This window comes from Humibacillus xanthopallidus, from assembly GCF_044793955.1.
GTDB lineage: Bacteria > Actinomycetota > Actinomycetes > Actinomycetales > Dermatophilaceae > Humibacillus > Humibacillus xanthopallidus_C.
In genome coordinates this window covers 2718119-2741766 of the sequence record NZ_CP084995.1, presented here as the reverse complement: position 1 = coordinate 2741766, position 23648 = coordinate 2718119, and the positions used below count along the sequence as shown (strand labels likewise).

Sequence of the window (23648 nt, the reverse complement as noted above, 5' to 3'; positions counted from 1 at the left end):
CCGATGCGCGTCGAGACCAAGCTCTTCATCTACCTGTTCATCTTCTTCGTGCCCGTCACGCTGATCTACGGCTTCTGGAGCCAGTGGCAGGAGCCCATCGGCGTCACCGCGCTGATCCTCACCGGTGCCCTCTTCGCGCTCTCCGGCTTCTACTTCTGGATGACCGGCAAGAAGCTCCCGCTGCGACCCGAGGACAACGTCACCGGTGAGATCGCCGAGCAGGAGGGCAACTACGGCTACTTCGTGGCGAGCTCGTGGACGCCGCTGTGGCTCGCCGGCTCCAGCGCGATCATGTTCCTCGGGCTCGCGGTCGGGTGGTGGGTCTTCATCATCGGAGCCGCGTTCGCGATCGTGGCCGTGTGCCTCTGGGTGTTCGAGTCCTTCTCGGGCGAGTACTCCATCTGACGCACTGCCCGCGCTCTGAGCGCTGAGACGACGAGAGGCCCGGACGCATCAGCGTCCGGGCCTCTCGCCTTCAGATCAGTGCCTCACGGGCCCTCGGGCCTGCGGTGCGATCGTGCTGGAGAGAACATCTGGGGGCACCTCCGTCCGATCGATCTATCGGTGTTTCGACGGTAGGCCGGTTCTGGGGCTGCGTAAAGGGGTGAGGCCTCCCCGGGGACAGGAAGTGTCCCGTCGGCGAGACGGGCCGCGCCGCGGCTCAGCCCCAGCCGAGGTCGTGCAGCTGCTCGTCCGAGATGCCGAAGTGGTGGGCGATCTCGTGCACGACGGTGACCGCGATCTCCTCACGGAGCTGCTCGGGGGAGTCGCAGAAGCGCTCGAGGGGGCCCTGGAAGATCGTGATCCGGTCAGGGAGCGAGCCGGCCTCCCACCAGCCGTCGCGCTCGGTGAGCGGCACGCCGTCGTAGACGCCCAGCAGGTCAGGGTCATCCTCAGGCGGCTCGGGCTCGACGAGGACGACGACGTTGCTCATCGCCCGAGCCAGCTCCGGGGGGATGGAGTCGAGGGCATCGCCGACGGCCTGCTCGAACTCGGCGTCACTGAGGCGGTGCATGCTCACGAGTCTCCCACGAGCTCGACGACGGCCGGGTGGGGCCGCACCCGGTCTGCTCCCTGCCGCGGACCGCACCCGGGCCCTGGTGCGCCGACCGACGTCAGCCGACCCGCCTGAGGGGAGTCCCGTGGGCGCTGAGCGCCGCTGAGCGCGCCTCAGCGCGGCCTCAGCGCCGCTGTGCGGCCGTCTCCGGCCGCAGGGACTCCCAGCGCCGCGGTTGTCGACGTCCCTGGGTCGAGGGGCGTCGACGGCCCGATGCCATGGGAACGCACGAGAGGCCCGCCCCGTGGTGGGGCGGGCCTCTCGCTGACGCGTCTCAGTCGAGTCGCTTGTCGGCCTTGATCGACTCGCGCTCGGCCCCGGCACCGGAGGACTCGACGGCCTCGTGCTCACCGGCGGGCAGGGCCGCGTGCGACTCGTCGTGCTCGTGGTGAGCAGCCGCGAGCTCCGACGGCGTCACCGGGCCGACCCGGTCGACGAAGTAGAAGTGCGACAGCTTGGCGCGCAGGCGCTCCTTGCGGGCGATCGGGCTGTCGACGCCGTTCGCGTCCTTCTCGCCGCTGATCTGCAGCGCTTCGGGCACCTCGTGCTGCACGAGCGGCCAACGCTCCTCCGGCGTGAGCGGCGCGTGGATCTCCTCGAACCGCCCGTCGGGGTAGCGCCAGATCGTGCCCGTCTCGCGGCCGTGGAGCACCTTCTGGCGATCGGCCCGCTGGAGGCTGAGGCAGATGCGCTTGGTGATCCAGAAGGCGATGGGCGGGCCGACGAAGAACAGCGTGCGCAGGGCGATCGTGATGTCGTTGATCGACAGGTGGAGCTTGATCGCGATGAGGTCGTTGCCGGCCGCGAAGAAGAGCACGCAATACATCACGATGCCGGCCACGCCGATGGCGGTGCGCGTCGGGGCGTTGCGCGGGCGGTCGAGCAGGTGGTGCTCGCGCTTGTCGCCGGTCACCCAGGCCTCGACGAACGGGTAGGCGCCGATAATGCCCCACATGACGGGGAGCAGCAGGATCGAGCCCGGGAAGATGTTCATGCTCCACGTGAAGTCGCCCCACGAGACGAACTCGAACCACCCCGGCAGCAGGCGCAGCGCGCCGTCCGCGAAGCCCATGTACCAGTCCGGCTGGGAGCCGGCCGTCACGGGGGAGGGGTCGTAGGGTCCGTAGGCCCAGATCGGGTTGATCGTGAAGAGGGCCGAGATCAACGTGATGACGCCGAAGACCATGAAGAAGAAGCCGCCGGCCTTGGCGATGTAGACCGGCATCAGCGGGTAGCCGACGACGTTGTTGTTGGTGCGACCCGGTCCGGGGTACTGCGTGTGCTTGTGCACGAAGACCAGCAGGATGTGCGCCGTGAACAGGCCGACGAGGATCGCCGGCACGAGCAGGATGTGCACGGAGTAGAGCCGGGGCACGATGGCCTCGCCGGGGAAGGCCCCGCCGAAGAGGAAGTACGACACGTAGGACCCGACGACCGGGATCGACTGGACGAAGCCGTTCATCGCGCGGATGCCGGTGCCCGACAGCAGGTCGTCGGGGAGCGAGTAGCCGGCGAAGCCCTCGATGCAGGCGAGCATCGACAGGATCGTGCCGAAGACCCAGTTGATCTCACGCGGCTTGCGGAAGGCGCCCGTGAAGAAGACCCGAGCCATGTGCGCGAAGACCGCGACGATGAAGATCAGGGCTCCCCAGTGGTGGATCTGCCGCATGAGCAGGCCGCCGCGGATGTCGAACGAGATGTCGAGGGTCGAACTGTAGGCATCCGAGACGAGGACGCCCTGGAGCGGGATGTAGGAGCCGTCGTAGACGATGAGGCTCTGGCTCGGCACGAACCAGAACGTCAGGAACGCGCCGGTCAGCAGGCAGACGATCATCGAGTACATCGCGATCTCGCCGAGCATGAACGACCAGTGGTCGGGGAAGACCTTCTTGAGCAGGACGGACGCACCCTTGGCCGCGCCGGTGCGGTCGTCGACCCAGCCGGCGATGCCGCCGAGAGGCTTGGTCGAGTCGTGCCGCTCCTCGTCGCGACGGTCGTCGGCCCGCAGGCCTTCTGCCGGACGGCTCTCGTTGATGGTCGTCATCGCAAACGCTCCCAGAAACTCGGTCCGACCGGCTGGTCGAACCCTTGCGTGGCGACGAGGTAGCCCGCGTCGTCGACTTGGATCTTGAGCTGCGGCAGCGCACGCTTGGCCGGACCGAAGATGACGGTGCAGTCCTCGGTGAGGTCGAACGTCGACTGGTGGCAGGGGCAGAGCAGATGGTGGGTCTGCTGCTCGTAGAGACCGACGGCACACCCGACGTGGGTGCAGATCTTGGAGTAGGCCACGACCCCGTCGACGCCCCAGTCACGGGCCTTCTGGACCTTGATGAGGTTGGGGTCGAGACGGATCAGGATGACGGCCGCCTTGGCCTTCTCCTCGAGGACGTGCTTGCCCTCGTCGATGTACTTCTGCAGCGTCTCGGGCATCACGTGGAAGACCGAGCCGTTGGTGACGTCCTCGAGCTTGATCGGCGTCATCTCGGGGTCGCGCATGAGCCGGATCGGCTTGCCGTCGTTGGCCGAGAGGTCCCAGATGGTGTGCTTGAGCTCCTCGACGTCGGTCGGGCCGAGCGAGCCGGCGACCTGCAGGCCGAGCGGCAGGGCGAAGAGTCCCAGGGCGCCGCCGAGGGTGTACTTGATGAGCGGCCGACGAGGCAGCTGGGCGACGGTGGCGCCGTTGGTGACGGCGGCGACCGCCTTGGCCCGCTCGGCGGGCGACGAGGCCTGCTCGTGGCGCTCCTCGACCATCTCGGTGTCGGGCATCAGGGTCTTGGCCCAGTGCACCGCGCCGAGACCGATCATCAGGATCGAGATGCCGAGCGAGAGGCCGAGCACGATGTTCTGGGTGCTCGCGATGCCGATACCGGGGAAGTAGAAGGTCGCCTCGTCGGGCACGACGAAGTAGGCGACGAGGAAGACGAGCGCGCCCAGCATCGAGAGGCCGAACATCGTCGCGACCTGACGCTCCGCCCGCTTGGCGGCCCTCTCGTCGTCATCGGCAAGCCGGTGCACGTGGGGCGGCAGACCCGGGTTCTCGAAGCGGTCGACGGCCTCGCCGTGAGACTGCTCGACTGCGCCACCCTGGGTGGCGGAGACGAGCACGCCGCTCTCGCCGGGTGTCGTCGTCTCGTTCTCGTTCATCGGGTCCTGGTCCTGTCGTCAGTCGTGATCCGAAGCAGCCGCGGGGCGCTCATGCAGCCTTCTTGCCGAGCCACACCGAACCCGCGATGAGGATGCCGAGCCCGAAGACCCAGGCGAAGAGGCCCTCGGAGACCGGACCGAGGTTGCCGAGGCTGTAGCCACCGACGTTGGTCTGGTTCTGCTGGGCGGCGAGGTAGGAGATGACCTGCTGCTTGCCCTCGGGCGAGATGTTGCGGTCGTTGAAGACGGGCATCGACTGCGGGCCGGTGACCATGGCTTCGTAGATCTGGCGGGGCGTCGCCTGGTCGAGGGCGGGGGCGTACTTGCCACGGGTCAGGGCGCCACCGGCGCCGGCGAAGTTGTGGCACATGGCGCAGTTGACGCGGTAGATCTCGCCGCCGGTCGCGATCGCGCGGTTGTTCTCGGGGGTGCCCGGCTCGAGGACGGTCGTCCACTTCTCTTCGGGGATGCCGGGGCCGGGGCCCAGGGAGGCGACAAAGGCGGCCAGGGCAGCGATCTCGGTCTCGTCGAACTTCACCTTGTTGACGGGCGCCTGCACGTTGGGCCCGGCGAGCGGCATACGGCCCGTGCTCACCTGGAAGTCCACGGAGGCGGCGCCGACCCCGACGAGGCTGGGGCCGGACTTCGTGCCCTCGGCGTTGACGCCGTGGCAGCTCGCGCAGTTGGCTATGAAGAGGTTTTTGCCGTCCTGCACGGCGTCAGCCGAGACCGTGGGCGCTGCGTTGGCGTCCTTGGGGGCGAAGAAGGAGTACGCGCCTCCGGTCACGAGCAGACCGAGCAGCAGCAGCACCGCGATCGCGGCGGGGTGTCGGCGTCGGGCGGCCAAGGCGTTCACGGTGCGGTCCTGTCGTCCAAGGTGATCTGCGGTCGGTCGATCGGGCGGTGGATCGTGCCCAGGGTTGCGGCGGCGAGCGGGCGAGGCGGGGCGGTCATCGCGACGTCAGCGCAGGATGTAGATCGTCGCGAACAGCGCGATCCACACCACGTCGACGAAGTGCCAGTAGTAGGAGGTCACGACCGCGCCGGTGGCGTTGGCGTGGGTGTAGCGCCGGGTCGTGAACGTGCGGGCGATGATGAGCAGGAAGGCGATGAGCCCGCCGGTGACGTGCAGTCCGTGGAAGCCGGTCGCCATGTAGAAGACCGAGCCGTAGGCGTCGGAGCTGAGGGTGACGTTCTCGTGGACGAGCTCGGCGTACTCCATGACCTGGCCGGCGATAAAGAACGCGCCGAAGAGGTAGGTCAGGACGTACCACTCACGCATGCCCCAGCCCTTGACGTCCCAGAGCTTGCCGGTGCGGGCCTTCTGGCCGCGCTCGGCCTTCCAGACGCCGAGCTGGCACCAGACGGAGGAGATGACGAGCACGAGGCAGTTGATGCTCGCGAAGACGATGTTGAGCTTGGCGGTCTGCTCGCTCCAGAGGTCGGCGCGCACCGAGCGGAGCTGGAAGTAGACGGCGAAGAGACCGGCGAAGAACATCAGCTCGGAGGACAGCCACACGATGGTGCCCACGGCAACCATGTTGGGCCGGGTCGCCGGTCCGTGAGCCGCAGGGTTCATCACTGCACTGGAAGGAACTGCTGATGCTGTCGCCACGTTGGCCATTATTCCCACATTCCTCTCCGCCTGCGCGAGTGACCCCCCCGATTGGAGCGGTTTGTTGATCGCGTGTCGAGCATTCGTGACCATTCCGACACGCAGCGCGGTCACGCACCGCAGATGCTGCCGTATGCCGTCCGGTGCCGTCACACAGGCCCCCTCGCTCGGGCGCCCGGTCGCGCCCCGGAGGGGTGTCGCGGAGGTGTCCTGATGACGGGGCGACCACGAGCGGGAGGTCGCCGCAACGCGGGACCCCGGGGCCGGTAGCATCGTTCGCATGACCGCCTCGAACCACAGCGCGACCTCGACGGAGCTCACGACGGCGGGTTCGCAGCCCCAGCCGCTGATCCAGGTGTCGGTGCTGCTCTACAGCGACGACTTCACCACGCGCGACGCCGTGCGCGCGGCGGTCGGCCGGCGTCCCGCCAAGGACGTCGAGGTCGTCCGGTGGCACGAGTGCGCCACGGCCGACGCGGTCATCAGCACGGTCGACCACGAGCGCTTCGACATCCTCGTGCTCGACGGTGAGGCCGCCAAGGTCGGCGGCCTCGGTCTGGCTCGCCAGCTGAAGAACGAGATCTTCAACTGCCCGCCGATCATCGTGCTGACGGGCCGGCCACAGGACAGCTGGCTCGCGGCCTGGTCGCAGGCCGACCTCGCGGTGCCGCACCCGCTCGACCCGATCGCGCTCACGTCGGCCATCACGACGCTGGCGCGCTCGGGCGTTCCCGCGGCCTGACGCATGGCGACCGACGTCGAGCGCACCTGGCCCTCGCTCCTCTCGGAGCTCATCGCAGGTCGTGACCTCGACCGCGCCACGACCGCCTGGGCGATGGACCGCATCATGGCGGGGGAGGCGACGCCGAGCCAGATCGCCGGCTTCCTCATCGGGCTGCGCTCCAAGGGCGAGAGCGTCGACGAGATGCACGGGCTCGCCGAGGTGATGCTCTCGCACGCCCACCGCATCGAGGTGGAGGGGCCGAGTCTCGACATCGTGGGCACCGGCGGCGACCGAGCCCACACCGTCAACATCTCGACGATGTCCTCGATCGTCGCCGCGGCCGCTGGGGTCCGCGTCATCAAGCACGGCAACCGGGCGGCTTCATCGTCCTCGGGCAGCGCCGACGTGCTCGAGGCGCTCGGCATCGACCTGTCACTGCCGCCCGAGCGGGTCGTCGAGGTCGCTCGCGAGGCGGGCATCACGTTCTGCTTCGCCCAGACCTTCCATCCGTCCTTCCGACACACGGCGGTGCCCCGCCGCGAGCTCGGCATCGGCACGGCCTTCAACTTCCTCGGCCCGCTGACCAACCCGGCCCAGCCGACGTATGCCGCGGTCGGCTGCGCGGACGCCCGCATGGCGCCGCTGCTGGCCGGGGTCTTCGCCAGCCGTGGCCGCGATGCTGCGGTCTTCCGCGGGGACGACGGCCTCGACGAGATCACCGTGTCGACGACCTCGTCGGTGTGGTGGGTGCGCGACGGCCAGGTGACGGACCGGTTGCTCGACCCGACGAGGCTCGGCCTCGAGCTGCACCCCATCGAGGCGCTGAGGGGCGGCGACGCCGCTCACAACGCCCAGGTCGTTCGTGACACCTTCGCCGGTGCCGGCGGCGCCGTGCGTGATGCGGTGCTCCTCAACGCCGGCATCGCCCTGGCGCTCACCCGAGCCGACAGCGGCTCGGACGACGCCGCCTTCCACGACGACGTGCGCGAGGCGATGGCGCTGGCCGCCGTGGCGATCGACTCGGGTGCCGCGACGTCAGCGGTCGACCGCTGGGTGGCAGCCACCCGCGCCTGACCCCAACCCCCGCTCGAGGGTGTGGGGCGTGGGGCCGGGAGGCCACCGAGGGTGGTGGTGGGGTCAGTCGCCGTCGAGGCCGAGGCTGAAGGCGGCCTCGAGGTCGTGCGCCGAGTAGGTGCGGAACGCGATGTGCGTCGACGTGCCGACCACACCGGATACCTTGTTGAGGCGGTCGGCGATGACGTCGGCGAACTCGTCGTGCGAGCGGACCCGGACCATCGCGATGAGGTCGGCGTCGCCGGTGACGGAGTAGACCTCCGACACGGCGGGGATGTTGGCGATCTCCTCGGCGACCTCGGGGATCCGGTCGACCTCGCAGCTGATCATGACGATGGCGGTGATCACGAGGACACCCTAGCCCGGCCCCCGTCAGGCCGCCGCAGACCCGATGACGCACGCCGCGCCGCTGGCACGTCGCGGTCGAAACCGATGACCTCGCGGGCGGAGGCGACGGCCGGCTCGAGCTCGTGGCGCACGGATCCGGCGCCGCCGACCGGGCAGGTCCACGTGCCGTCGAGCTCGACGATGCGCACCCCCGGCCCCTCGAGCCACCGGAGCAGGATCTCGGTCTCCTCGACGAGGGCCGACGGCCGGTCGGGCGTGGGCGGGGCGACGACCTCGGCCGTGGCCTGCAGGCTCCGGACGTAGACCATCGGGTCGGCTCCACGGGGGCTGACCGCGGTGCCCGCGAGGCGGCCGTGCCGGATGCTGACGAGCTCCCATCCGCCGTGGTCGCCCCGTTTGGCGGCGATGATCTCGGAGGAGCGGGTCAGCGGGGCCAGCCGCTGGGCCCGGGCGGCACCGCGCACGAGCTGGAGGAAGCGGTCGCGGACCCGGGCGGCGTCCTCGAAGCGCTCGGATGACGCGAGCTCCTCGAGTCGAGCGCGCAGCAGCTCCGCGCCGGGCCGGGCGTTGCCGCTGAAGATGGCCGCGCACTCGGCGACGACGATGGCGTAGTCGCCCTCCGACTGCGCGCCCGTGCACGGCGCCCCGCACCGACCCATGTCGGCGAGGGCGCAGGCCGACGAACGGCCGGAGAGGCGGCCGGTGCACTGACGCAGCGGCACGACCTCGTGCACGGCGTCGACCGCGGACTGGGCCGTGAGGCGGGAGCGGAACGGGCCGATGTAGTGGGCGTCGTCGTCGCGCACCTGCTTGACGATGGACAGCCGCGGGAAGCGCTCGTTGGTCAGCTTGACCCACATCGTCTTGCGGCCGTCCTTGGACTTCCGGTTGAAGCGGGGCTTGTGCTCGTCGATGAGTCGCAGCTCGCGCACCTGGGCCTCGAGCGGGGACTGGCACAGGACGGGGTGCACGACCTCTGCGAGGCGCACCATCTCGGCCATGCGGCTGCGCTGCTCGGAGGCGGTGAAGTAGGAGCGGACCCGGGTGCGGATGTCGCGGCTCGTGCCGACGTAGAGCACGCGGCCCTTGCCGTCCTTGAAGAGGTAGACCCCCGGCGCGTGCGGCAGCGGGTCGGCGAGGAAGCGCTTGCGCCGCTGCGTCGGCGTGACACGTGAGCTGTAGCTCGCGAGCTCCTCGAGCGTGCGCACGCCGAGATTGCCGACCCGCTCGATGAGCCCGTGGAGCACGTCGACCGTCGCCCGGGCGTCATGCAGCGCGCGGTGGTCGGGGGTCGTCGTCGCCCCGAAGACCTGTGCCAGGGAGCCGAGGCGGTGGTTGGGGGTCTCGTCGCGGACGACGAGCTGGCGAGCGAGCTGAAGGGTGTCGAGCACGGCAAAGCCCGGCCAGGTCGTGCCGGTGCGCGCAGCAGCCGCCTTGAGGAAGCCGATGTCGAAGCCGGCGTTGTGGGCGACGAGCACGCTGCCGGCCGCGAACTCGAGGAAGGCGGGAAGCGCCGTCTCGATGCGAGGGGCATCGCGCACCATGCCGTCGGTGATGCCCGTGAGCACCGAGATGAAGGCAGGGATCGGCTCGCCGGGGTTGACGAGGGTCTGGAACTCGCCGAGGGGCTCACCCCCGCGCACCTTGACCGCACCGATCTCGGTGATGCCGCACTCGGCGGGCGCACCTCCGGTCGTCTCGAGGTCGACCACGACGAAGGTGACGTCGGCGAGGGAGGTGCCGAGGTCATCGAACGTCGACTGGATCGCCTGCATGCCCCGACCGTATGCCGGGGTGCCGACAACGCCGGGAAGGCGCGGCGGGCGAGGGGGAGTGTCGGTGGTCGGTCCTAGCGTCGTTCACGACAGATCGCAACGAGACGTGAAGAGGTGCCCAGGATGATGCTCGTCGACTGCAACACCTGCCCGGTGCGGCACGTCCGCTGCGCGGACTGCATGGTGACCGCGCTGTTGACCGTGCCCCACCCCGCCCACGAGACGCCACCTCCCGTCCTTGCCGAAGCGGTTGGCGCCGGTGACGCTCCGGTCGGCCTCGCGCTCGACCGCGCCGAGCGCCATGCGGTCTCGGTCCTGCTCGGCGCGGGACTCGTCTCCGTCGCGGAGGCCAACGCGGCCCGTGCCCTGCCGAGCGAGGTGGGGCAGACCGCTGCCGCGGGCGCGTGGCATCAGGCCCACCCCCGCTCGACCGGCGCGACCGGCTCGGCAGGCTCGACCCGAGCGTCCGGCCCCTCCCGGTCGGCCCGGTCCTCACGCGCGGCCGGCTGAGCCGCCTCATCCGGCCCACCCGTCCGACCCACCCGTCCGGTCCATTCGTCCGGCCCACCCGTCCGGCCCAGCTGTCCGGCCGACTCTCTGTCCTCGCGGGGCCGACCGTCCCGCCCCATGGTCCGGTCCGGGATCGCGCGGTCGCGTGTCACCATGACGGGGTGTCTCACCGCCGGCTCGTGCTCACCGCGCTGGCCGTCGCTGCAGTGTCTGCCGCATCGCCGGTGCTGACCGGCTGCACCCTGTCACCCGCCGTTGACGGGCCGGCGGCCGCCGCGACAGCGGCCCCTGCGGGGGCCACCGCCACCAGCGGCACCGCTCCCGGGGCGACGGGAACCGAGCAGAGCAGCCTGCGCCGCGTGGAGGCGCTCACCGCGCTGGTGGAGTCCCGGCTCCGTGCGATCGAGCAGGGCGACCGTGACGCATGGCTCGCACCCCTCGCCCCCGAGGTCAGCCAGACAGAACGCGCGGCTCAGGGCAGGGTCTTCGACCGGATGCGGGCGATGGACGTCACCGACCTGCGCGTCGTCTCGGTGGACCTCGATCCCGGCGCGACGACCGGCCCGACACCGAGCGCCGCGACGACTTCGACCACCGCCACGACCCCGATCACCCCGACCGCCGCCGCGATCCAGGGACCGGAAGCCGAGGACGGCGCGTGGCGGGCGCGGGTCACCGGCACCTACCGCCTCGACGGGTTCGACCGCGCGCCCCGCACCTTCACCGTCGACCTGACCCTCAGTGTCGACCCCACCGGCCCCGCCGACCCCGACGCCGCCGTGCCACTGATCCGGGCCTGGGCGCCGGCAGACCGTCCGCAACCCTGGGACCTCGAGGGTCTCCGGGTCAGGCGCACCACCGCTGCCCTGCTCCTCGTCGTGGGCTCCGACGCCGACGTCTCCGACCTCGCGCGGCGCGTCACCACCTCAGCCGGCCGTGTCGCCTCGGTGTGGGGGCGCGCCGAGCCTGCGGTGTGGGTCGCCCCGGGCACGGACGCCGATGCGGCCCGCCTGCTCGGCCGCGGTGCCGCAGCCATGACCGGCGTGGCCGCCGTCACCGACGGCCCGCTCCGGACGGGCGAGCCGGCGGGAGCCGACCGCATCGTCGTCGTGCCACAGCCGTGGGCCGGCCTCTCCGGGGCCGGGCGTGACGTCGTGCTCACCCATGAGCTGACCCACGCGACGGTGCGCGCCTCCACGACGCGCCCGGTGCCCAACTGGCTGTCCGAGGGATTCGCCGAGTTCGTCGCCTACCGGTCCGTGCCACTCGCCGAGCGCGACGTCGTCGCGCCGGCCCTCGACCTCGTGCGCGGAAGCGGGCTGCCGGCAGACCTGCCCGCCGATGCGGACTTCGACCCGGCGACGCAACGGCTGGAGACGGCATACGGGCTCTCGCTCCTCGCCGCCCGCACGCTGGCCGAGCGGCACGGCACCCCGGCGCTCGTGCGCCTCTATCGCGATGCGGCGGGCGCCCTGCCTATGCCGACGTCACTCCTCGGTGACGTGGAGGCGATCACCGGCCGGTCCCTCGAGCAGATCGGCACCGACCGCGCCAGCCTGGTGAGGCAGTGGCGCGGCCGGATCACCGCACTGCTCGGCCCGTGAGCCCAGCAGCTCAGGCGTAGAGCTTGTCGACGTCGGCCGAGAAGTCCTTCATGACGACGTTGCGCTTGAGCTTGAGCGAGGGGGTCAGGTAGCCGTTGGCCTCGGTGAAGTCGCCCTCGAGCACGGTGAACTTGCGGATCGACTCGGCCTTGGACACCGCCTGGTTGGCGCGGTCGACCGCGTGCTGCAGGGCCTCGAGCACCACCGGGTGGGTGCGGGCCTGCTCGATCGAGACGTCCTCGAGGCCGTGGCTCTTGGCCCAGAGCGGCCACATCTCCTCGTCGATCGTGACGAGCGCGGCGATGAAGGGCTTCTGGTCGCCGACGACGATGCACTGCGAGACGAGCGGGTGCGAGCGGAGCCGGTCCTCGAGCACCGCCGGCGCGACGTTCTTGCCACCCGCGGTGACGAGCAGCTCCTTCTTGCGGCCGGTGATGCGCAGGTAGCCGTCCTCGTCGAGGGCGCCGATGTCACCGGTGTGGAACCACCCGTCGACGACCGCGTCGGACGTCGCCTGCTCGTTGCCGTGGTAGCCCCGGAAGACGCCGATGCCCTTGAGCAGGATCTCGCCGTCGTCGGCCACCCGGACTCCGCTGCCCGGCAGCGGCGGGCCGACGGTGCCGATCTTGATCTTGTCGGGGGTGTTGACGCAGACGGGCGCCGTCGTCTCGGTGAGGCCGTAGCCCTCGAGGATGATGACGCCGATGCCGCGGTAGAAGTGGCCGAGGCGGGTGCCGAGCGGGGCGCCGCCCGACACGGCGTACTGCACCTTGCCGCCCATGGCCGCGCGCAGCTTGCCGTAGACGAGCTTGTCGAAGAGCGCGTGCTGCAGCCGCAGCAGCAGGCCCGGGCCATCGCCGTCGAGCGCCTCGCTGTAGGCGATCGCCACGGTCGCGGCCCGCAGGAAGATGCGGCCCTTGCCCTCGGCGGCCGCCTTGGCCTCGGCGGAGTTGTAGATCTTCTCGAAGACGCGGGGCACCGCGAGCACGAAGGTCGGCTGGAAGCCGGCGAAGTCGTCGAGGAGGGTCTTGATGTCAGCCGAGTGGCCCATCCGGGCCTTGGCCGAGACGCAGAGCACCTCGATGAAGCGGGCGAAGACGTGAGCGAGCGGGAGGAAGAGCAGCGTGGCAGCGCCGTCGGCGCGCACGACCTCGCTCAGCTTCTCGGTGGCGTTCTCGGCGAGGTCGAGGAAGTTGCCGTGCGTCAGCTCGCAGCCCTTGGGACGTCCCGTGGTGCCCGACGTGTAGATGATGGTCGCGAGCGAGGAGCGGTCGAGGCCGGCGCGGCGGGCGGTGAGCTCCTCATCGCTGACCGAGGCGCCCTTCTCGCGCAGCGCGTCGAGCCCGCCGTCGGCGATGACGACGACATCCTTGAGGTCGGGGAGCCCGGTCTCGACGAGCGCGACGGTGTCACGGTGCGCTGCGGTCTCGACGACCGCCACGACGGCGCCGGAGTCGGAGAGGATCCACTCCACCTGCTCGGGGGAGGAGGTCTCGTAGATCGGCACGACGACGGCGCCGGCGCTCCAGGCCGCGAAGTCGACGAGCGTCCACTCGTAGCAGGTGCGTGACATCAGGCCCACACGGCCGCCTGGCTCGACACCCTCGGCGATGAGGCCCTTGGCGACGGCGTCGACGTCGGCGGCGAACTCGCGCCAGGTGATGGGGGACCACTGGCCGCCGGCTCCCTTGCGGGCGAAGGCGGCGCCAGCGGGCGACTCGGCGGCGTTGCGGCCGGGCAGGTCGGCAAGGCTTCCCTCGGTGGTGACGGGGGCGAGCGGTGCGACGACGTTGTCCTTCACGGTTACTCCTCGTGAGCGGCGGGTATGGCGAATGCGGCGGGCTGGGAGGCGACACCGACGGATGACCAGCAACGGCGACGGTGCGTGGCCGCGCCCGGCGATGGCGTGAGGGGTCCCGACGCCAGCGGCGGCGGTGCGTTCGCGCCCATCCTCGCACGCAGGCCCGCGCCGTCGGGAGGCAATCCTGTGGTGCACTCCGTGAGGGGACCGACGCGATAGCCTTCGGCGCATGGCCGATCGCACCGAGTCCTCCATCGTCATCGACGCACCCCCCGGAGAGGTGCTCGACGTCATCGCGGACTTCGAGGCCTATCCCGAGTGGGCCGGCGAGGTGAAGGCCGTCCGCGTGCTCGCCGAGGAGGGTGACGGCTGGGCCGACCAGGTCGAGTTCACCCTCGATGCCGGCGCGATCAAGGACACCTACGTGCTCGACTACGAGTGGGACGTCGTGGAGGACGGCACGGGCGTCGTCTCGTGGGCCCTCGTCTCGGCGCAGGTGCTCAAGGCGATGGACGGCTCCTACACGCTGGCCGCCCAGGGCGCGGGCACGAAGGTCACCTACCGGCTCGCGGTCGACGTCAAGATCCCGATGATCGGCCTGCTCAAGCGCAAGGCCGAGAAGGTCATCGTCGACACCGCTCTCAAGGAGCTCAAGAAGCGGGTCGAGGCCTGACCGAGCATGGCGACGACGAACGACGAGGCCGGCCCGCTCGGCCCCGACGAGGCCGGGCCGACCCCCGACCAGCCGCCGCGCACGGTGGCGGAGGAGGCCGCGCTGCTCGTCGACCTGCTCTCCCGACGCGGCTGGGGCGCCGGCTCCGGTATGCCGTCCGCGTCCTCTCGAACGCCTGCTGACCGCGCCGCCGAGGGGCACCACCACGGCGCCAGCCACGCGGACGCCGGCCACGCGGACGCCGGCCACGCCGATGCCCGCCACGACGACGCCGGCCACGCGGACACCGGGGCCCGACCGGGCGGCATACCGCTCGGTGACGGCCGGCAGGCGCCGGAATGCACGTGCGGGGGCCGCGAGCCGGCGGCCTGCAAGGTGTGCCCGGTCTGCCAGCTCATCAGCTTCGTGCAGCAGGTCAACCCCGACACCATCGAGCGGGTCGCCGACTTCGTCGGCTTCGCGGCGACCGCCCTGCGCGACCTCGCGACGGCGCAGCGCGAGCGCGCGGAGCGCACCAGCGCGTCGGCAGCCCCCAGCGAGACGACGCCGACCACGACCCCGACCACGACCCCGGCACCACCCCCGTCGACCTCACGTCCGGAGGCGGCACGCGACGACGCGCAGGAGGGCCCGACATGACCCGTCGGCTGGCCATCGGCATCGACATCGGCGGCACCAAGGTCGCCGGCGGCATCGTCGACGAGAGCGGCGCCATCCTCGAGCGCGTGCGCTTCGACACGCCGCACCGCTCCACCTCGCCGCGGGTCGTCGAGGACACCATCGTCGGTGCGGTCGACGAGCTGCTGAGCCGCTCCGACCCGTCCGACATCGTCGCGGTCGGCATCGGCGCCGCAGGCTTCGTGGCGGAGGACCGGGCGACCGTCGTCTTCGCGCCGCACCTGTCCTGGCGCAACGAACCGCTGCGCGACTCGCTCTCGCAGCGCATCTCGCTGCCGATCACCGTCGACAACGACGCCAACGCGGCCGCCTGGGCGGAGGCGTGCTTCGGGGCGGCGCGGGGTGAGTCCCACGTCGTCGTCATCACCCTCGGCACGGGCATCGGCGGAGCGCTCATCATCGACGGCCAGGTGCAGCGTGGGCGGCACGGCATCGCCGGGGAGTTCGGCCACATGCAGGTCGTGCCCGGCGGTGTGCGCTGCGAGTGCGGCAACCGCGGGTGCTGGGAGCAGTACGCCAGCGGCAACGCTCTCGTGCGCGAGGCGCGCGCCATGATCGAGGCCGGGTCGCCTGTCGTGGCAGACCTGCTCACCCGACTCGGCGGCGACGCGAACGCCCTGACCGGACCTTTCATCACCGAGGCCGCCCGCGACGGCGACCCCACCGCGCGTGAGCTGCTCGCCGACATCGGCGAGTGGCTCGGCATCGGCATGGCCAACCTCGCGGCCGCCTTCGACCCCGGGCTCTTCGTCGTCGGTGGCGGGGTGAGCGCCGCCGACGAGATGCTCATCGGACCGGCGCGCGACGCCTTCCGGCGCCAGCTCACCGGCCGCGGCTACCGGCCCGAGGCGAGCATCGTGCGGGCCGTGCTCGGCAGCGACGCCGGCCTCATCGGAGCAGCCGAGCTCGCACGCGCCGGTCGCTGAAGCAACCAGCCTGATCCGCTCGACCTGACCCGCTCGGCGTCGTCAGACCCGCGTGCCGTCGTCGAAGGGGTCGCGCTCGCTGCCCCCGCGCAGCACGAGCAGCACGAAGCCCACGACGAGCATGGCGATGGCCGTGACGACCCACCAGCCACTGCCGTCGCGGTCGAAGAAGAGCAGGTAGAGCAGCAGGAGGGGGCCACCGACGAGGCCGCCCACGATCGCCCAGAACATCGGGTCGGTCTCGGCCGAGGGCAGGTCGATCTCGGACGGTGGCACGAAGTGGTCGTCGGGCTCGCCGCCCCGGGCCGCGCTCGCCTCGTCGAGCAGGGCATCGACGTCGTCGACGGCGTCGCTCGGGGTCGAGGCGCGCCACACGTGCGAGGTCGTCGAGGCGATCGGCAGACCGAGCCCGCCGCCGTGGGCGATGTCGGTGGGCGCGGGCCCCGCGGGGTCGGTCGGCGCCACTGGGGGAGCAGCGGCACCAGCGGCCGCGGTGGCACCAGCGGCTCCGGGGGCTGCCGGTCCGGAGGGGATCGAGGGCGTCGGCGCCGGGTTGATGCCAGTGGCCTTGGGCGCGTCGGTCGGGGCGTCCTCGGTGGAGGCGGGCGCGTCGCCCGCGGGGGCCGGGTCCTCGCCGGACGGCATACGGGAGGGGTGCGTCTCGCGGCTCTCGACGGGCTCGGGGGCCTCGTCGTCCCAGCCGGCGACGATCCGCTGGAACTCCGCATCGAGGTCGCGGTCGTTCACGGGCAATCCTCCTGGCGGTGCGGCGGGACTTCTTGATCCTCGCATGCGTCCCTGACACCGCGCGAGTGTCGTAGAGTTCGAGCCGTCACGTGGAAGGTGGACAACGGTTGTTCTACTGGTTTATGAAGACGATCGTCCTCGGTCCGATCCTCAGGGTGCTCTTCCGGCCGTGGGTCGAGGGCGAGGAGAACATCCCCGAGGAGGGGGCGGCGATCTTCGCCTCCAACCACCTGTCCTTCTCCGACTCGGTGTTCCTGCCGCTCGTCGTGCCACGCCGCGTGACCTTCCTCGCCAAGAGCGACTACTTCACCGGGCGCGGCTTCAAGGGCCGCCTCACGGCAGCGTTCTTCAAGGCCATCGGGCAGGTGCCCGTCGACCGCTCCGGCGGCAAGGCGAGCAGCGCCGCCCTCAACTCCGGCCTCAAGGTGCTGCGCCGCGGCGAGCTGCTCGGCATCTATCCCGAGGGCACGCGCTCGCCCGACGGCCGCCTCTACCGCGGGCGCACCGGCGTGGCCCGGATGGCGCTCGAGGGCCGCGTCACCGTCATCCCGGTCGCCATGATCGGCACCGACAAGGCCCAGCCCACCGGCAAGGTCATCCCGCGCATCATGCGGATCGGCGTGCGCGTCGGCAAGCCGCTCGACTTCTCACGCTACGAGGGCATGGAGGACGACCGCTTCGTCCTGCGCTCGATCACCGACGAGATCATGTACGAGCTGATGCTGCTCTCGGGCCAGGAGTACGTCGACATGTATGCCACATCGATGAAGGACCGTCTGCTCGCGGCCGCCCGGGCCAAGGCCAAGGAGCTGCAGGAGGCCACCAAGCCCGGTGCCGCCGCCCCCGAGCTCGAGGCGGCGCTCGACGCCGCCGAGGGACGGGCGGCAGAGCTCCAGCGGGCGCTGGAGTCGGTCGACCCCGCGAGCGACGCGGGCAACGAGACCGCATCGCAGTCCGCGCCTGCGGCCCCCGTCGCGCCGGCTGCACGGACCGCGCGTGACGAGGACGAGGGCCCCGGGCCCGTCGTCGCCGCGTCCTGACATGAGCGGGCGCGAGCCCAGGGCGTCGCGAGCCGTCCCGGCCGGGCCGCTCGACGAGCACGTCGTCGTGCGTGGGCTGTGGCGCGCGGTCGACGTCTTCCGCTGCCTCGCCCTCGCGTATGCCGTGTGGTCGGCCTGGGAGCGCCGCGAGGAGATCGCCAACCCCACCGGTGCGGTCGTCATCCTCGGGGTCCTGGCCGGGTGGACGGTCGTGCAGACCGTGCGGCCCATGCGCACGGCGCGGGCCTACACGATCGAGCTCGTGATCGCGTGTAGCGCGATCCTTGCCACCCGGCTCGTCGACAGCCCCGAGGTCATCACCTCCGGGGCCAAGACGATCCCGTCGATCTGGCCCGCCGCTGCCATCGTCGGGTGGGCCGTGCTGCGTGGGTGGCGTGGCGGGGTGGTGGCGGCGGCGCTCGTCGCTGCGTGCTCCTTCGTCGAGGTCATCGAGCCGACGGCCAACACGGTCACCAACTCCATCCTCGGTCTGCTCCTCGGCGGCTGCATCGGCTACTGCGTCGACCTCACTCGCGCGAGCCACGCGGCCCTCGCGCACGCGATGCGGCTCGAGGCGGCCCGCGCCGAGCGCGACCGGCTCGCCCGCACCGTGCACGACGGGGTGCTGCAGACCCTCGCCTTCATCAACCGTCGGGCGATCGACATCGGCGGCGAGACGGCTGCCCTGGGTGCGATGGCGGGGGAGCAGGAGCGCATCCTGCGCACGCTCGTCAGCCAGGCCGATCTCTCCGAGGTCGACCGGGCCGTGTCGGGGGAGGCCGACCTGCGGGGTCTGCTCGCCCACGTCGAGACCGACGAGATCGCCCTCGTCGCCCCGGCCGAGCCGGTGCTGCTGCCACGCCGTGTCGCCGACGAGGTGGTGGCCGCCGTCGAGGCCGCCGTCGACAACGTGCGAAAGCATGCCGGCGAGGGGGCCCGCGCGTGGGTGCTGCTCGACGACGACGGCACGGGGGTGCAGGTCACCATCCGCGACTCAGGGGTCGGCGTCGCCGCGGGCCGGCTCGACGAGGCCGTCGGTCAGGGCCGGCTCGGCGTCTCGTCGAGCATCCGGGGACGGCTCGCCGACCTCGGCGGCACGGCCAGCGTCAGCTCCGGGGCAGCGGGCGGCACGACCGTCGAGCTGCGGGTGCCGCACACCGGGAGTCACTGAGTCGTCACCCCCCAATCGAGAGAGCGATTCCGCGCACCCCCGAGGCCGCTCCACCCGATCGAGAGAGCGATTCCGCGCACCCCCGAGGCCGCTCCACCCGATCGAGAGAGCGATTCCGCGCACCCCCGAGGCCGCCTCACACAATCGAGAGAGCGATTCCGCGCGCCTGCGTGCCCGTGCCCGAGGGGCAGGGAGCGCGCGGATCGCTCTGTCGATCGGGAAGGGGCGGGTCACCGGGGGCATCCATGCAGCGACAATCCGCTCCGCGACAGGTGCCGGATCGGGCACGATGGACGGGAGCCAAGAGTCCAGGGGAGTACGCAGGGAGGGCGGGGGAGCAGTGAGGTGTCATGACTGAGCAGGTGCAGGGGTCCCAGGTGCGGGAGTCTGCAGACCAGCACATCACCGTCGTCGTCGCCGACGACCACCCGATGTGGCGCGACGCCGTGGCCCGTGACCTCGCCGATGCCGGCTTCGAGGTCGTCGCGACCGCCGACGACGGACGTGCCGCCGTGGCGCGCACCCGTGCCCTGGTGCCCGACGTGCTCGTGCTCGACCTCAACCTGCCCGGCCTCGACGGGCCCGAGGTGTGCGCGGCCCTCTCGGGCGCGGGGGTGGCGACCCGCATCCTCATTCTGTCGGCGAGCGGCGACCACAAGGACGTGCTCGACGCCGTCAAGGCGGGCGCCCTCGGCTACCTCGTGAAGTCGGCCGGCCGCGAGGAGTTCATCGCCGCGGTGCGCGCCACTGCTGCCGGCGACCCGGTCTTCACCCCCGGGCTGGCCGGTCTCGTGCTCGGGGAGTTCCGGCGGGCGCGCACGGCGGGGCCGGAGCAGGGCGGCCGCGAGATCCCGGAGCTGACCGAGCGCGAGACCGAGATCCTGCGCTACGTCGCGACGGGGATGGGCTACAAGGAGATCGCCGCGACGCTCTTCCTGTCGCACCGCACGGTGCAGAACCACGTGCAGAACATCTTCGGCAAGCTCCAGATGCACAACCGCGTCGAGCTCGCCCGCTTCGCGATGGAGCGCGGCCTCGACCTCGGGGACCCCGGACCGGGCGCCTGACCCCGGTGGAAACTGCCCACTCGACCATCGAGGGGGCAGTTTCCATCGCCCCCGCCGCGTCGAGTGGGCAGTTTCCATCGCCCCCGCCGCGTCGAGTGGGCACTGTGCACCAAGTCCCGGGCGGGCGGCATACGGCATCGGCGACGCACCCTGTCCACGCGCGTGCAGTGGTTTCGGGATGCGGACCTCGGGCAGGGTGCCCCTTGACGGCGACTACGCTGACGGGGTGAACATGAGCGCCGTCACCGCCGATGTCGGCCTCGAGCCCGCCGACGGGTCCGAGGCCCTGGCCGCCCTCACTGCCGCCGCCTTCGAGCTCGAGGCGACCCAGCAGCCCAACTGGCCCGACACGGCCGCGCTGGCCGAGGTCATCGAAACGCTCGCGACCTATCCGCCGCTCGTCTTCGCCGGCGAGTGCGACATCCTCACTGACCGCATGGCCAAGGCCGCGGTGGGCGAGGCGTTCGTACTGCAGGGCGGCGACTGCGCCGAGACGTTCGCGTCCGCGACGGCTGACAACATCCGTGACCGCATCAAGACGATCCTGCAGATGGCGGCCGTCCTCACCTACGGCGCCTCCGTGCCCGTCATCAAGATCGGCCGGATGGCCGGGCAGTACGCCAAGCCGCGCAGCTCCACGGTCGAGACGCGCGAGGGCGTGACGCTGCCGGCCTTCCGTGGCGACATGGTCAACGACTTCGCCTTCCACGAGACGGCACGCATCCCCGACCCGCAGCGACTCGTCCGGGCCTACCACGCGAGCTCCGCGACGCTCAACCTCGTGCGCGCTTTCACCACAGGCGGATTCGCCGACCTGCGGCACGTGCACGACTGGAACCGCGGCTTCGTCGCCAACTCCGCCAACCAGCGCTACGAAAAGATCGCCAAGGACATCGACAAGGCGATGCGCTTCATGGCGGCGTGTGGAGCCGACTTCGACGCGATGCGCACGGTCGAGTTCTACGCCGCGCACGAGGCCCTGCTGCTCGACTACGAGCGGCCCCTCACGCGCATCGACTCCCGGTCGGGTCGGCTCTACGACACCTCGACGCACTTCGTCTGGGTGGGCGAGCGCACCCGTCAGCTGGACGGTGCCCACATCGACTTCGTCTCGCGCATCAGCAACCCGATCGGCGTCAAGCTCGGCCCCAAGGCCGACATCGACGAGGTGCTGCGGCTCATCGACAAGGTCGACCCGCAGCGCACGCCCGGCCGGCTCACCTTCATCACCCGCATGGGCGCCGGCACGATCCGCGACGCCCTGCCGGCCCTCGTCGACAAGGTGACGGCCTCGGGCTCCACCGTGACGTGGATCTGCGACCCGATGCACGGCAACACCTTCGAGAGCCCCTCCGGCTACAAGACGCGCGACTTCGAGGACATCGTCGAGGAGGTGCGGGGCTTCTTCGAGGTGCACCGCTCGCTCGGCACCATCCCCGGCGGCATCCACGTCGAGCTGACGGGCAACGACGTCACCGAGTGCCTCGGTGGTGCGGAGAAGATCATCGACTCCGACCTCGAGAAGCGCTACGAGTCGGTGTGCGACCCACGCCTCAACCACCAGCAGTCGCTCGAGCTGGCCTTCCTCGTCGCCGAGATGCTCGCGCAGGCCTGAGGGTGGCCACCAGCCCCTACCGGGCCGACCTGCTCAGCGACACGCTGACCCGCCCGTCCGAGCCGATGCGTGCGGCGATGGCACGCGCCGAGGTCGGCGACGACGTCTTCGGTGAGGACCCGACGCTGCGCGCCCTCGAGGAGCGCGTCGCCGCGATGCTCGGGCACGAGGCGGGCCTCTTCACCCCGTCGGGGTCGATGGCCAACCAGCTCGGCGTGCGGCTGCACGTCAAGCCGGGTGAGGAGCTCATCGGCGACTCGCTGGCCCACGTCGTGCGGGCTGAGCTCGGCGCCGCCGCCGTGCTCTCGGGCATCTCCTCACGCACCTGGGTGTCGGAGCGCGGTCGATTCCGGGCCGATGACGCGGCCTCGCTGATGATCACCGGCGTCGGGCCCTACCAGGTGTGCACGTCGCTCGTGATCGTCGAGAACACCCACAACTTCGGCGGCGGCACCGTGCAGCCGCTCGAGCAGATCCGGCGCGCCCGTTCGATCACCCGCGAGCGCGGGGTCGCGATGCACCTCGACGGCGCGCGCCTCTGCAACGCCCACATCGCCTCGGGCGTGCCGCTCGAGCGCTACGGCCGTGAGTTCGACACCGTCTCGGTGTGCCTCAGCAAGGGCCTCGGTGCGCCGGTCGGCAGCGTGCTCGTCGGCTCGGCCGACGCGATGGCCGAGTCGCGCATCTGGCGCAAGCGCTTCGGTGGCGGCATGCGCCAGGCCGGGATCCTCGCTGCCGCAGGCCTTTTCGCGCTCGACCACAACGTCGACCGGCTCGCCGACGACCATGCACGAGCCCGCCGCGCAGCCGAGGCCATGGCCGAGGCCGCTCCTGCCGCGGTCGACGTCGGGGCCGTCGAGACCAACATCGTCATCGTCGACGTCGCTGCCGCCGGATGGACGTCGGCAGCCTTCGTCGCCGCCGCGCTCGACGCCGGAGTGCGCACGTATGCCGTCGGGCCGGGGGCCGTGCGCCTCGTCTGGCACCTCGACGTCGATGATGCCGGCACCGACGTCGCCATCGACGTGCTCACCGGCCTGCTGCGCTCCGCCCCGGCCGCCGCCTGACCTCCCGGACCCGCCGGACACCCGCACCCGCCGTTTCGGTCGAGGTGATCCTGCGACCGACGTGGGTGCTGCGATCACCTCGAACCGGGGGTGTGTGGGGGTAGGTGGGGTCAGACTTCGTGGTGGAGGGCTTCGGCAGGCAGCTCTCCCGGGCGTCGGCGCGCCAGGATCTCGACGGCATACATCGCCGTCAGCACGAGGGCCCCGCCGAGCAGCATGCGCGTCGTCAGCGACTCGTCACCGAGGGTGACGGCGAAGAAGGCGGCGAAGACCGGCTCGACCGTCATGATGATCGCCGCTCGGGTGGCGGGCAGGTGCGCCTGCGCCCACGTCTGGGCCCACAGCGCGAGGATGCTCGCGAAGACGACCATGTAGAGCACCGACGCCCACTGCCCGGTGCCCTGCGGCAGGGCGATGCCGCCGGGAGCGGCACCGACGAGGCACAGCACGGCGATGACGACCATCTGCACGACCGACAGCCCGACCGCGATCTCGCTCGCGCTGTAGCGGCCGAGCCCGACGATGTGCAGCGCGTAGAGGGCTGCCGCGAGCAGCGTGATCGCCTCGCCGACCCCGATCGAGAAGCCGTTGAGCGAGAGCAGCGCGAGCCCGACCGTCGCGAGCGCGACCGCGGCCCACGTCGACCCGGCGACCTTCTCGCGCAGGATGAGCGCGGTGAAGACGGGGGTCAGCACGACGTAGGTGCCGGTGATGAACCCCGAGACCGACGCCGGTGTCGTCGCGAGCCCCTGGGTCTGGGCGATCTGGGCGAGGCCGTAGAGCACGCCGAGCCCCACGCCGATGGCAACCTGGCGCTGGTCCAGCGCGCGCAGCGGCCGCCAGAACGCCACGACCATGACGACGGCGGCGATCGTGAAGCGCACCGCGAGAAAGTCGACGGGCGGCAGCGTCTCGACGAGGTCGTGGATGAGGAAGAACGTCGACCCCCAGACCGCCGTCAGGGCAACGAGCAGCAGCGTGGCGAGGCGCGTCTGCGCCGAGTGGTGCACGG

At 71.3% G+C, this 23648-nt stretch carries 23 protein-coding genes; 13 read left to right on the top strand and 10 right to left on the bottom strand.

Going from position 1 to position 23648, the window contains the following annotated elements; translation table 11 throughout:
• Positions 1 to 3 precede the first annotated feature (3 nt).
• Positions 4 to 405: a cytochrome c oxidase subunit 4 gene (locus LG278_RS12215; RefSeq protein ID WP_404387216.1), complete on the top strand. Its 402-nt coding sequence runs from the start codon at positions 4 to 6 to the stop codon at positions 403 to 405.
• A gap of 256 nt (positions 406 to 661) precedes the next feature.
• On the opposite strand, the gene LG278_RS12210 is transcribed toward LG278_RS12215, so the two are convergent.
• From LG278_RS12210 to LG278_RS12190, 5 genes are all read right to left on the bottom strand, one after another.
• Complete coding sequence (locus LG278_RS12210) at positions 662 to 1015, bottom strand: metallopeptidase family protein (protein ID WP_404387215.1); 354 nt, start codon at positions 1013 to 1015, stop codon at positions 662 to 664.
• Between the two features lie 316 nt (positions 1016 to 1331).
• Complete coding sequence (locus tag LG278_RS12205) at positions 1332 to 3101, bottom strand: cytochrome bc complex cytochrome b subunit (RefSeq protein WP_404387214.1); 1770 nt, start codon at positions 3099 to 3101, stop codon at positions 1332 to 1334.
• Positions 3098 to 4201 carry a Rieske 2Fe-2S domain-containing protein gene (locus LG278_RS12200; protein ID WP_404387213.1) on the bottom strand — a complete coding sequence of 368 codons (1104 nt, stop codon included), beginning with the start codon at positions 4199 to 4201 and terminating at the stop codon, positions 3098 to 3100. Before LG278_RS12200 ends, LG278_RS12205 begins: the two co-directional genes overlap by 4 nt.
• A gap of 49 nt (positions 4202 to 4250) precedes the next feature.
• Positions 4251 to 5057, bottom strand: coding sequence for a cytochrome c (locus LG278_RS12195; RefSeq protein WP_404387212.1), 807 nt, complete (start codon positions 5055 to 5057; stop codon positions 4251 to 4253).
• A 105-nt stretch (positions 5058 to 5162) separates the two neighbouring features.
• The gene (locus tag LG278_RS12190) at positions 5163 to 5780 is read right to left on the bottom strand and encodes a heme-copper oxidase subunit III (protein ID WP_404387211.1); all 618 of its coding nucleotides are present in this window, start codon (positions 5778 to 5780) and stop codon (positions 5163 to 5165) included.
• 316 nt (positions 5781 to 6096) lie between these two features.
• Here LG278_RS12190 and LG278_RS12185 point away from each other — a divergent pair, with 316 nt between their 5' ends.
• Both LG278_RS12185 and trpD read left to right on the top strand, forming a co-directional pair.
• Positions 6097 to 6558: a response regulator gene (locus tag LG278_RS12185; RefSeq protein WP_404387210.1), complete on the top strand. Its 462-nt coding sequence runs from the start codon at positions 6097 to 6099 to the stop codon at positions 6556 to 6558.
• Positions 6559 to 6561: 3 nt separating this feature from the next.
• Positions 6562 to 7614: an anthranilate phosphoribosyltransferase gene (gene trpD, locus LG278_RS12180; RefSeq protein ID WP_404387209.1), complete on the top strand. Its 1053-nt coding sequence runs from the start codon at positions 6562 to 6564 to the stop codon at positions 7612 to 7614.
• Between the two features lie 63 nt (positions 7615 to 7677).
• Here trpD and LG278_RS12175 read toward each other — a convergent pair whose 3' ends face one another.
• Positions 7678 to 7962, bottom strand: a complete 285-nt coding sequence (locus LG278_RS12175) for an Lrp/AsnC family transcriptional regulator (protein WP_404387208.1) — start codon at positions 7960 to 7962, stop codon at positions 7678 to 7680.
• Positions 7959 to 9737: a DEDD exonuclease domain-containing protein gene (locus LG278_RS12170; protein ID WP_404387207.1), complete on the bottom strand. Its 1779-nt coding sequence runs from the start codon at positions 9735 to 9737 to the stop codon at positions 7959 to 7961. Before LG278_RS12170 ends, LG278_RS12175 begins: the two co-directional genes overlap by 4 nt.
• A 123-nt stretch (positions 9738 to 9860) precedes the next feature.
• Here LG278_RS12170 and LG278_RS12165 point away from each other — a divergent pair, with 123 nt between their 5' ends.
• Positions 9861 to 10247 carry a hypothetical protein gene (locus LG278_RS12165; RefSeq protein ID WP_404387206.1) on the top strand — a complete coding sequence of 129 codons (387 nt, stop codon included), beginning with the start codon at positions 9861 to 9863 and terminating at the stop codon, positions 10245 to 10247.
• A gap of 161 nt (positions 10248 to 10408) precedes the next feature.
• Positions 10409 to 11851 carry a hypothetical protein gene (locus LG278_RS12160; RefSeq protein ID WP_404387205.1) on the top strand — a complete coding sequence of 481 codons (1443 nt, stop codon included), beginning with the start codon at positions 10409 to 10411 and terminating at the stop codon, positions 11849 to 11851.
• A gap of 10 nt (positions 11852 to 11861) precedes the next feature.
• Here LG278_RS12160 and LG278_RS12155 read toward each other — a convergent pair whose 3' ends face one another.
• Complete coding sequence (locus tag LG278_RS12155; protein ID WP_404387204.1) at positions 11862 to 13652, bottom strand: AMP-dependent synthetase/ligase; 1791 nt, start codon at positions 13650 to 13652, stop codon at positions 11862 to 11864.
• A gap of 229 nt (positions 13653 to 13881) precedes the next feature.
• Here LG278_RS12155 and LG278_RS12150 point away from each other — a divergent pair, with 229 nt between their 5' ends.
• The 3 genes from LG278_RS12150 to LG278_RS12140 are packed head-to-tail and all read left to right on the top strand — an operon-like array spanning position 13882 to position 15929.
• Complete coding sequence (locus tag LG278_RS12150; protein ID WP_404387203.1) at positions 13882 to 14325, top strand: SRPBCC family protein; 444 nt, start codon at positions 13882 to 13884, stop codon at positions 14323 to 14325.
• Positions 14326 to 14331: 6 nt separating this feature from the next.
• A complete protein-coding gene (locus LG278_RS12145; protein WP_404387202.1) occupies positions 14332 to 14964 on the top strand; it encodes a hypothetical protein in 633 nt (210 codons plus the stop codon).
• The gene (locus tag LG278_RS12140) at positions 14961 to 15929 is read left to right on the top strand and encodes an ROK family glucokinase (RefSeq protein WP_404387201.1); all 969 of its coding nucleotides are present in this window, start codon (positions 14961 to 14963) and stop codon (positions 15927 to 15929) included. The genes LG278_RS12145 and LG278_RS12140 overlap by 4 nt, the downstream gene beginning before the upstream one ends.
• 42 nt (positions 15930 to 15971) lie before the next feature.
• Here the strand turns inward: LG278_RS12140 and LG278_RS12135 are convergent, their stop codons facing one another.
• Entirely contained in the window at positions 15972 to 16676 is a 705-nt protein-coding gene (locus LG278_RS12135; RefSeq protein ID WP_404387200.1) for a hypothetical protein, read from the bottom strand.
• 107 nt (positions 16677 to 16783) lie between these two features.
• On the opposite strand from LG278_RS12135, the gene LG278_RS12130 reads away from it, so the two are divergent.
• The 5 genes from LG278_RS12130 to LG278_RS12110 all read left to right on the top strand — a co-directional run bounded on the left by LG278_RS12130 (position 16784) and on the right by LG278_RS12110 (position 22636).
• On the top strand, positions 16784 to 17716 hold the full coding sequence (locus tag LG278_RS12130; RefSeq protein ID WP_404387199.1) for a lysophospholipid acyltransferase family protein: 933 nt from the start codon (positions 16784 to 16786) through the stop codon (positions 17714 to 17716).
• A gap of 1 nt (position 17717) precedes the next feature.
• Entirely contained in the window at positions 17718 to 18887 is a 1170-nt protein-coding gene (macS, locus tag LG278_RS12125; RefSeq protein ID WP_404387198.1) for a MacS family sensor histidine kinase, read from the top strand.
• Positions 18888 to 19237: 350 nt separating this feature from the next.
• The gene (locus LG278_RS12120) at positions 19238 to 19954 is read left to right on the top strand and encodes a response regulator (RefSeq protein WP_404387197.1); all 717 of its coding nucleotides are present in this window, start codon (positions 19238 to 19240) and stop codon (positions 19952 to 19954) included.
• A 232-nt stretch (positions 19955 to 20186) separates the two neighbouring features.
• Entirely contained in the window at positions 20187 to 21569 is a 1383-nt protein-coding gene (locus LG278_RS12115) for a class II 3-deoxy-7-phosphoheptulonate synthase (protein ID WP_404387196.1), read from the top strand.
• 2 nt (positions 21570 to 21571) lie between these two features.
• Positions 21572 to 22636, top strand: coding sequence for a threonine aldolase family protein (locus LG278_RS12110; RefSeq protein WP_404387195.1), 1065 nt, complete (start codon positions 21572 to 21574; stop codon positions 22634 to 22636).
• Between the two features lie 110 nt (positions 22637 to 22746).
• Here LG278_RS12110 and LG278_RS12105 read toward each other — a convergent pair whose 3' ends face one another.
• Positions 22747 to 23646, bottom strand: coding sequence for a DMT family transporter (locus tag LG278_RS12105; RefSeq protein ID WP_404387194.1), 900 nt, complete (start codon positions 23644 to 23646; stop codon positions 22747 to 22749).
• Positions 23647 to 23648: the final 2 nt, after the last annotated feature.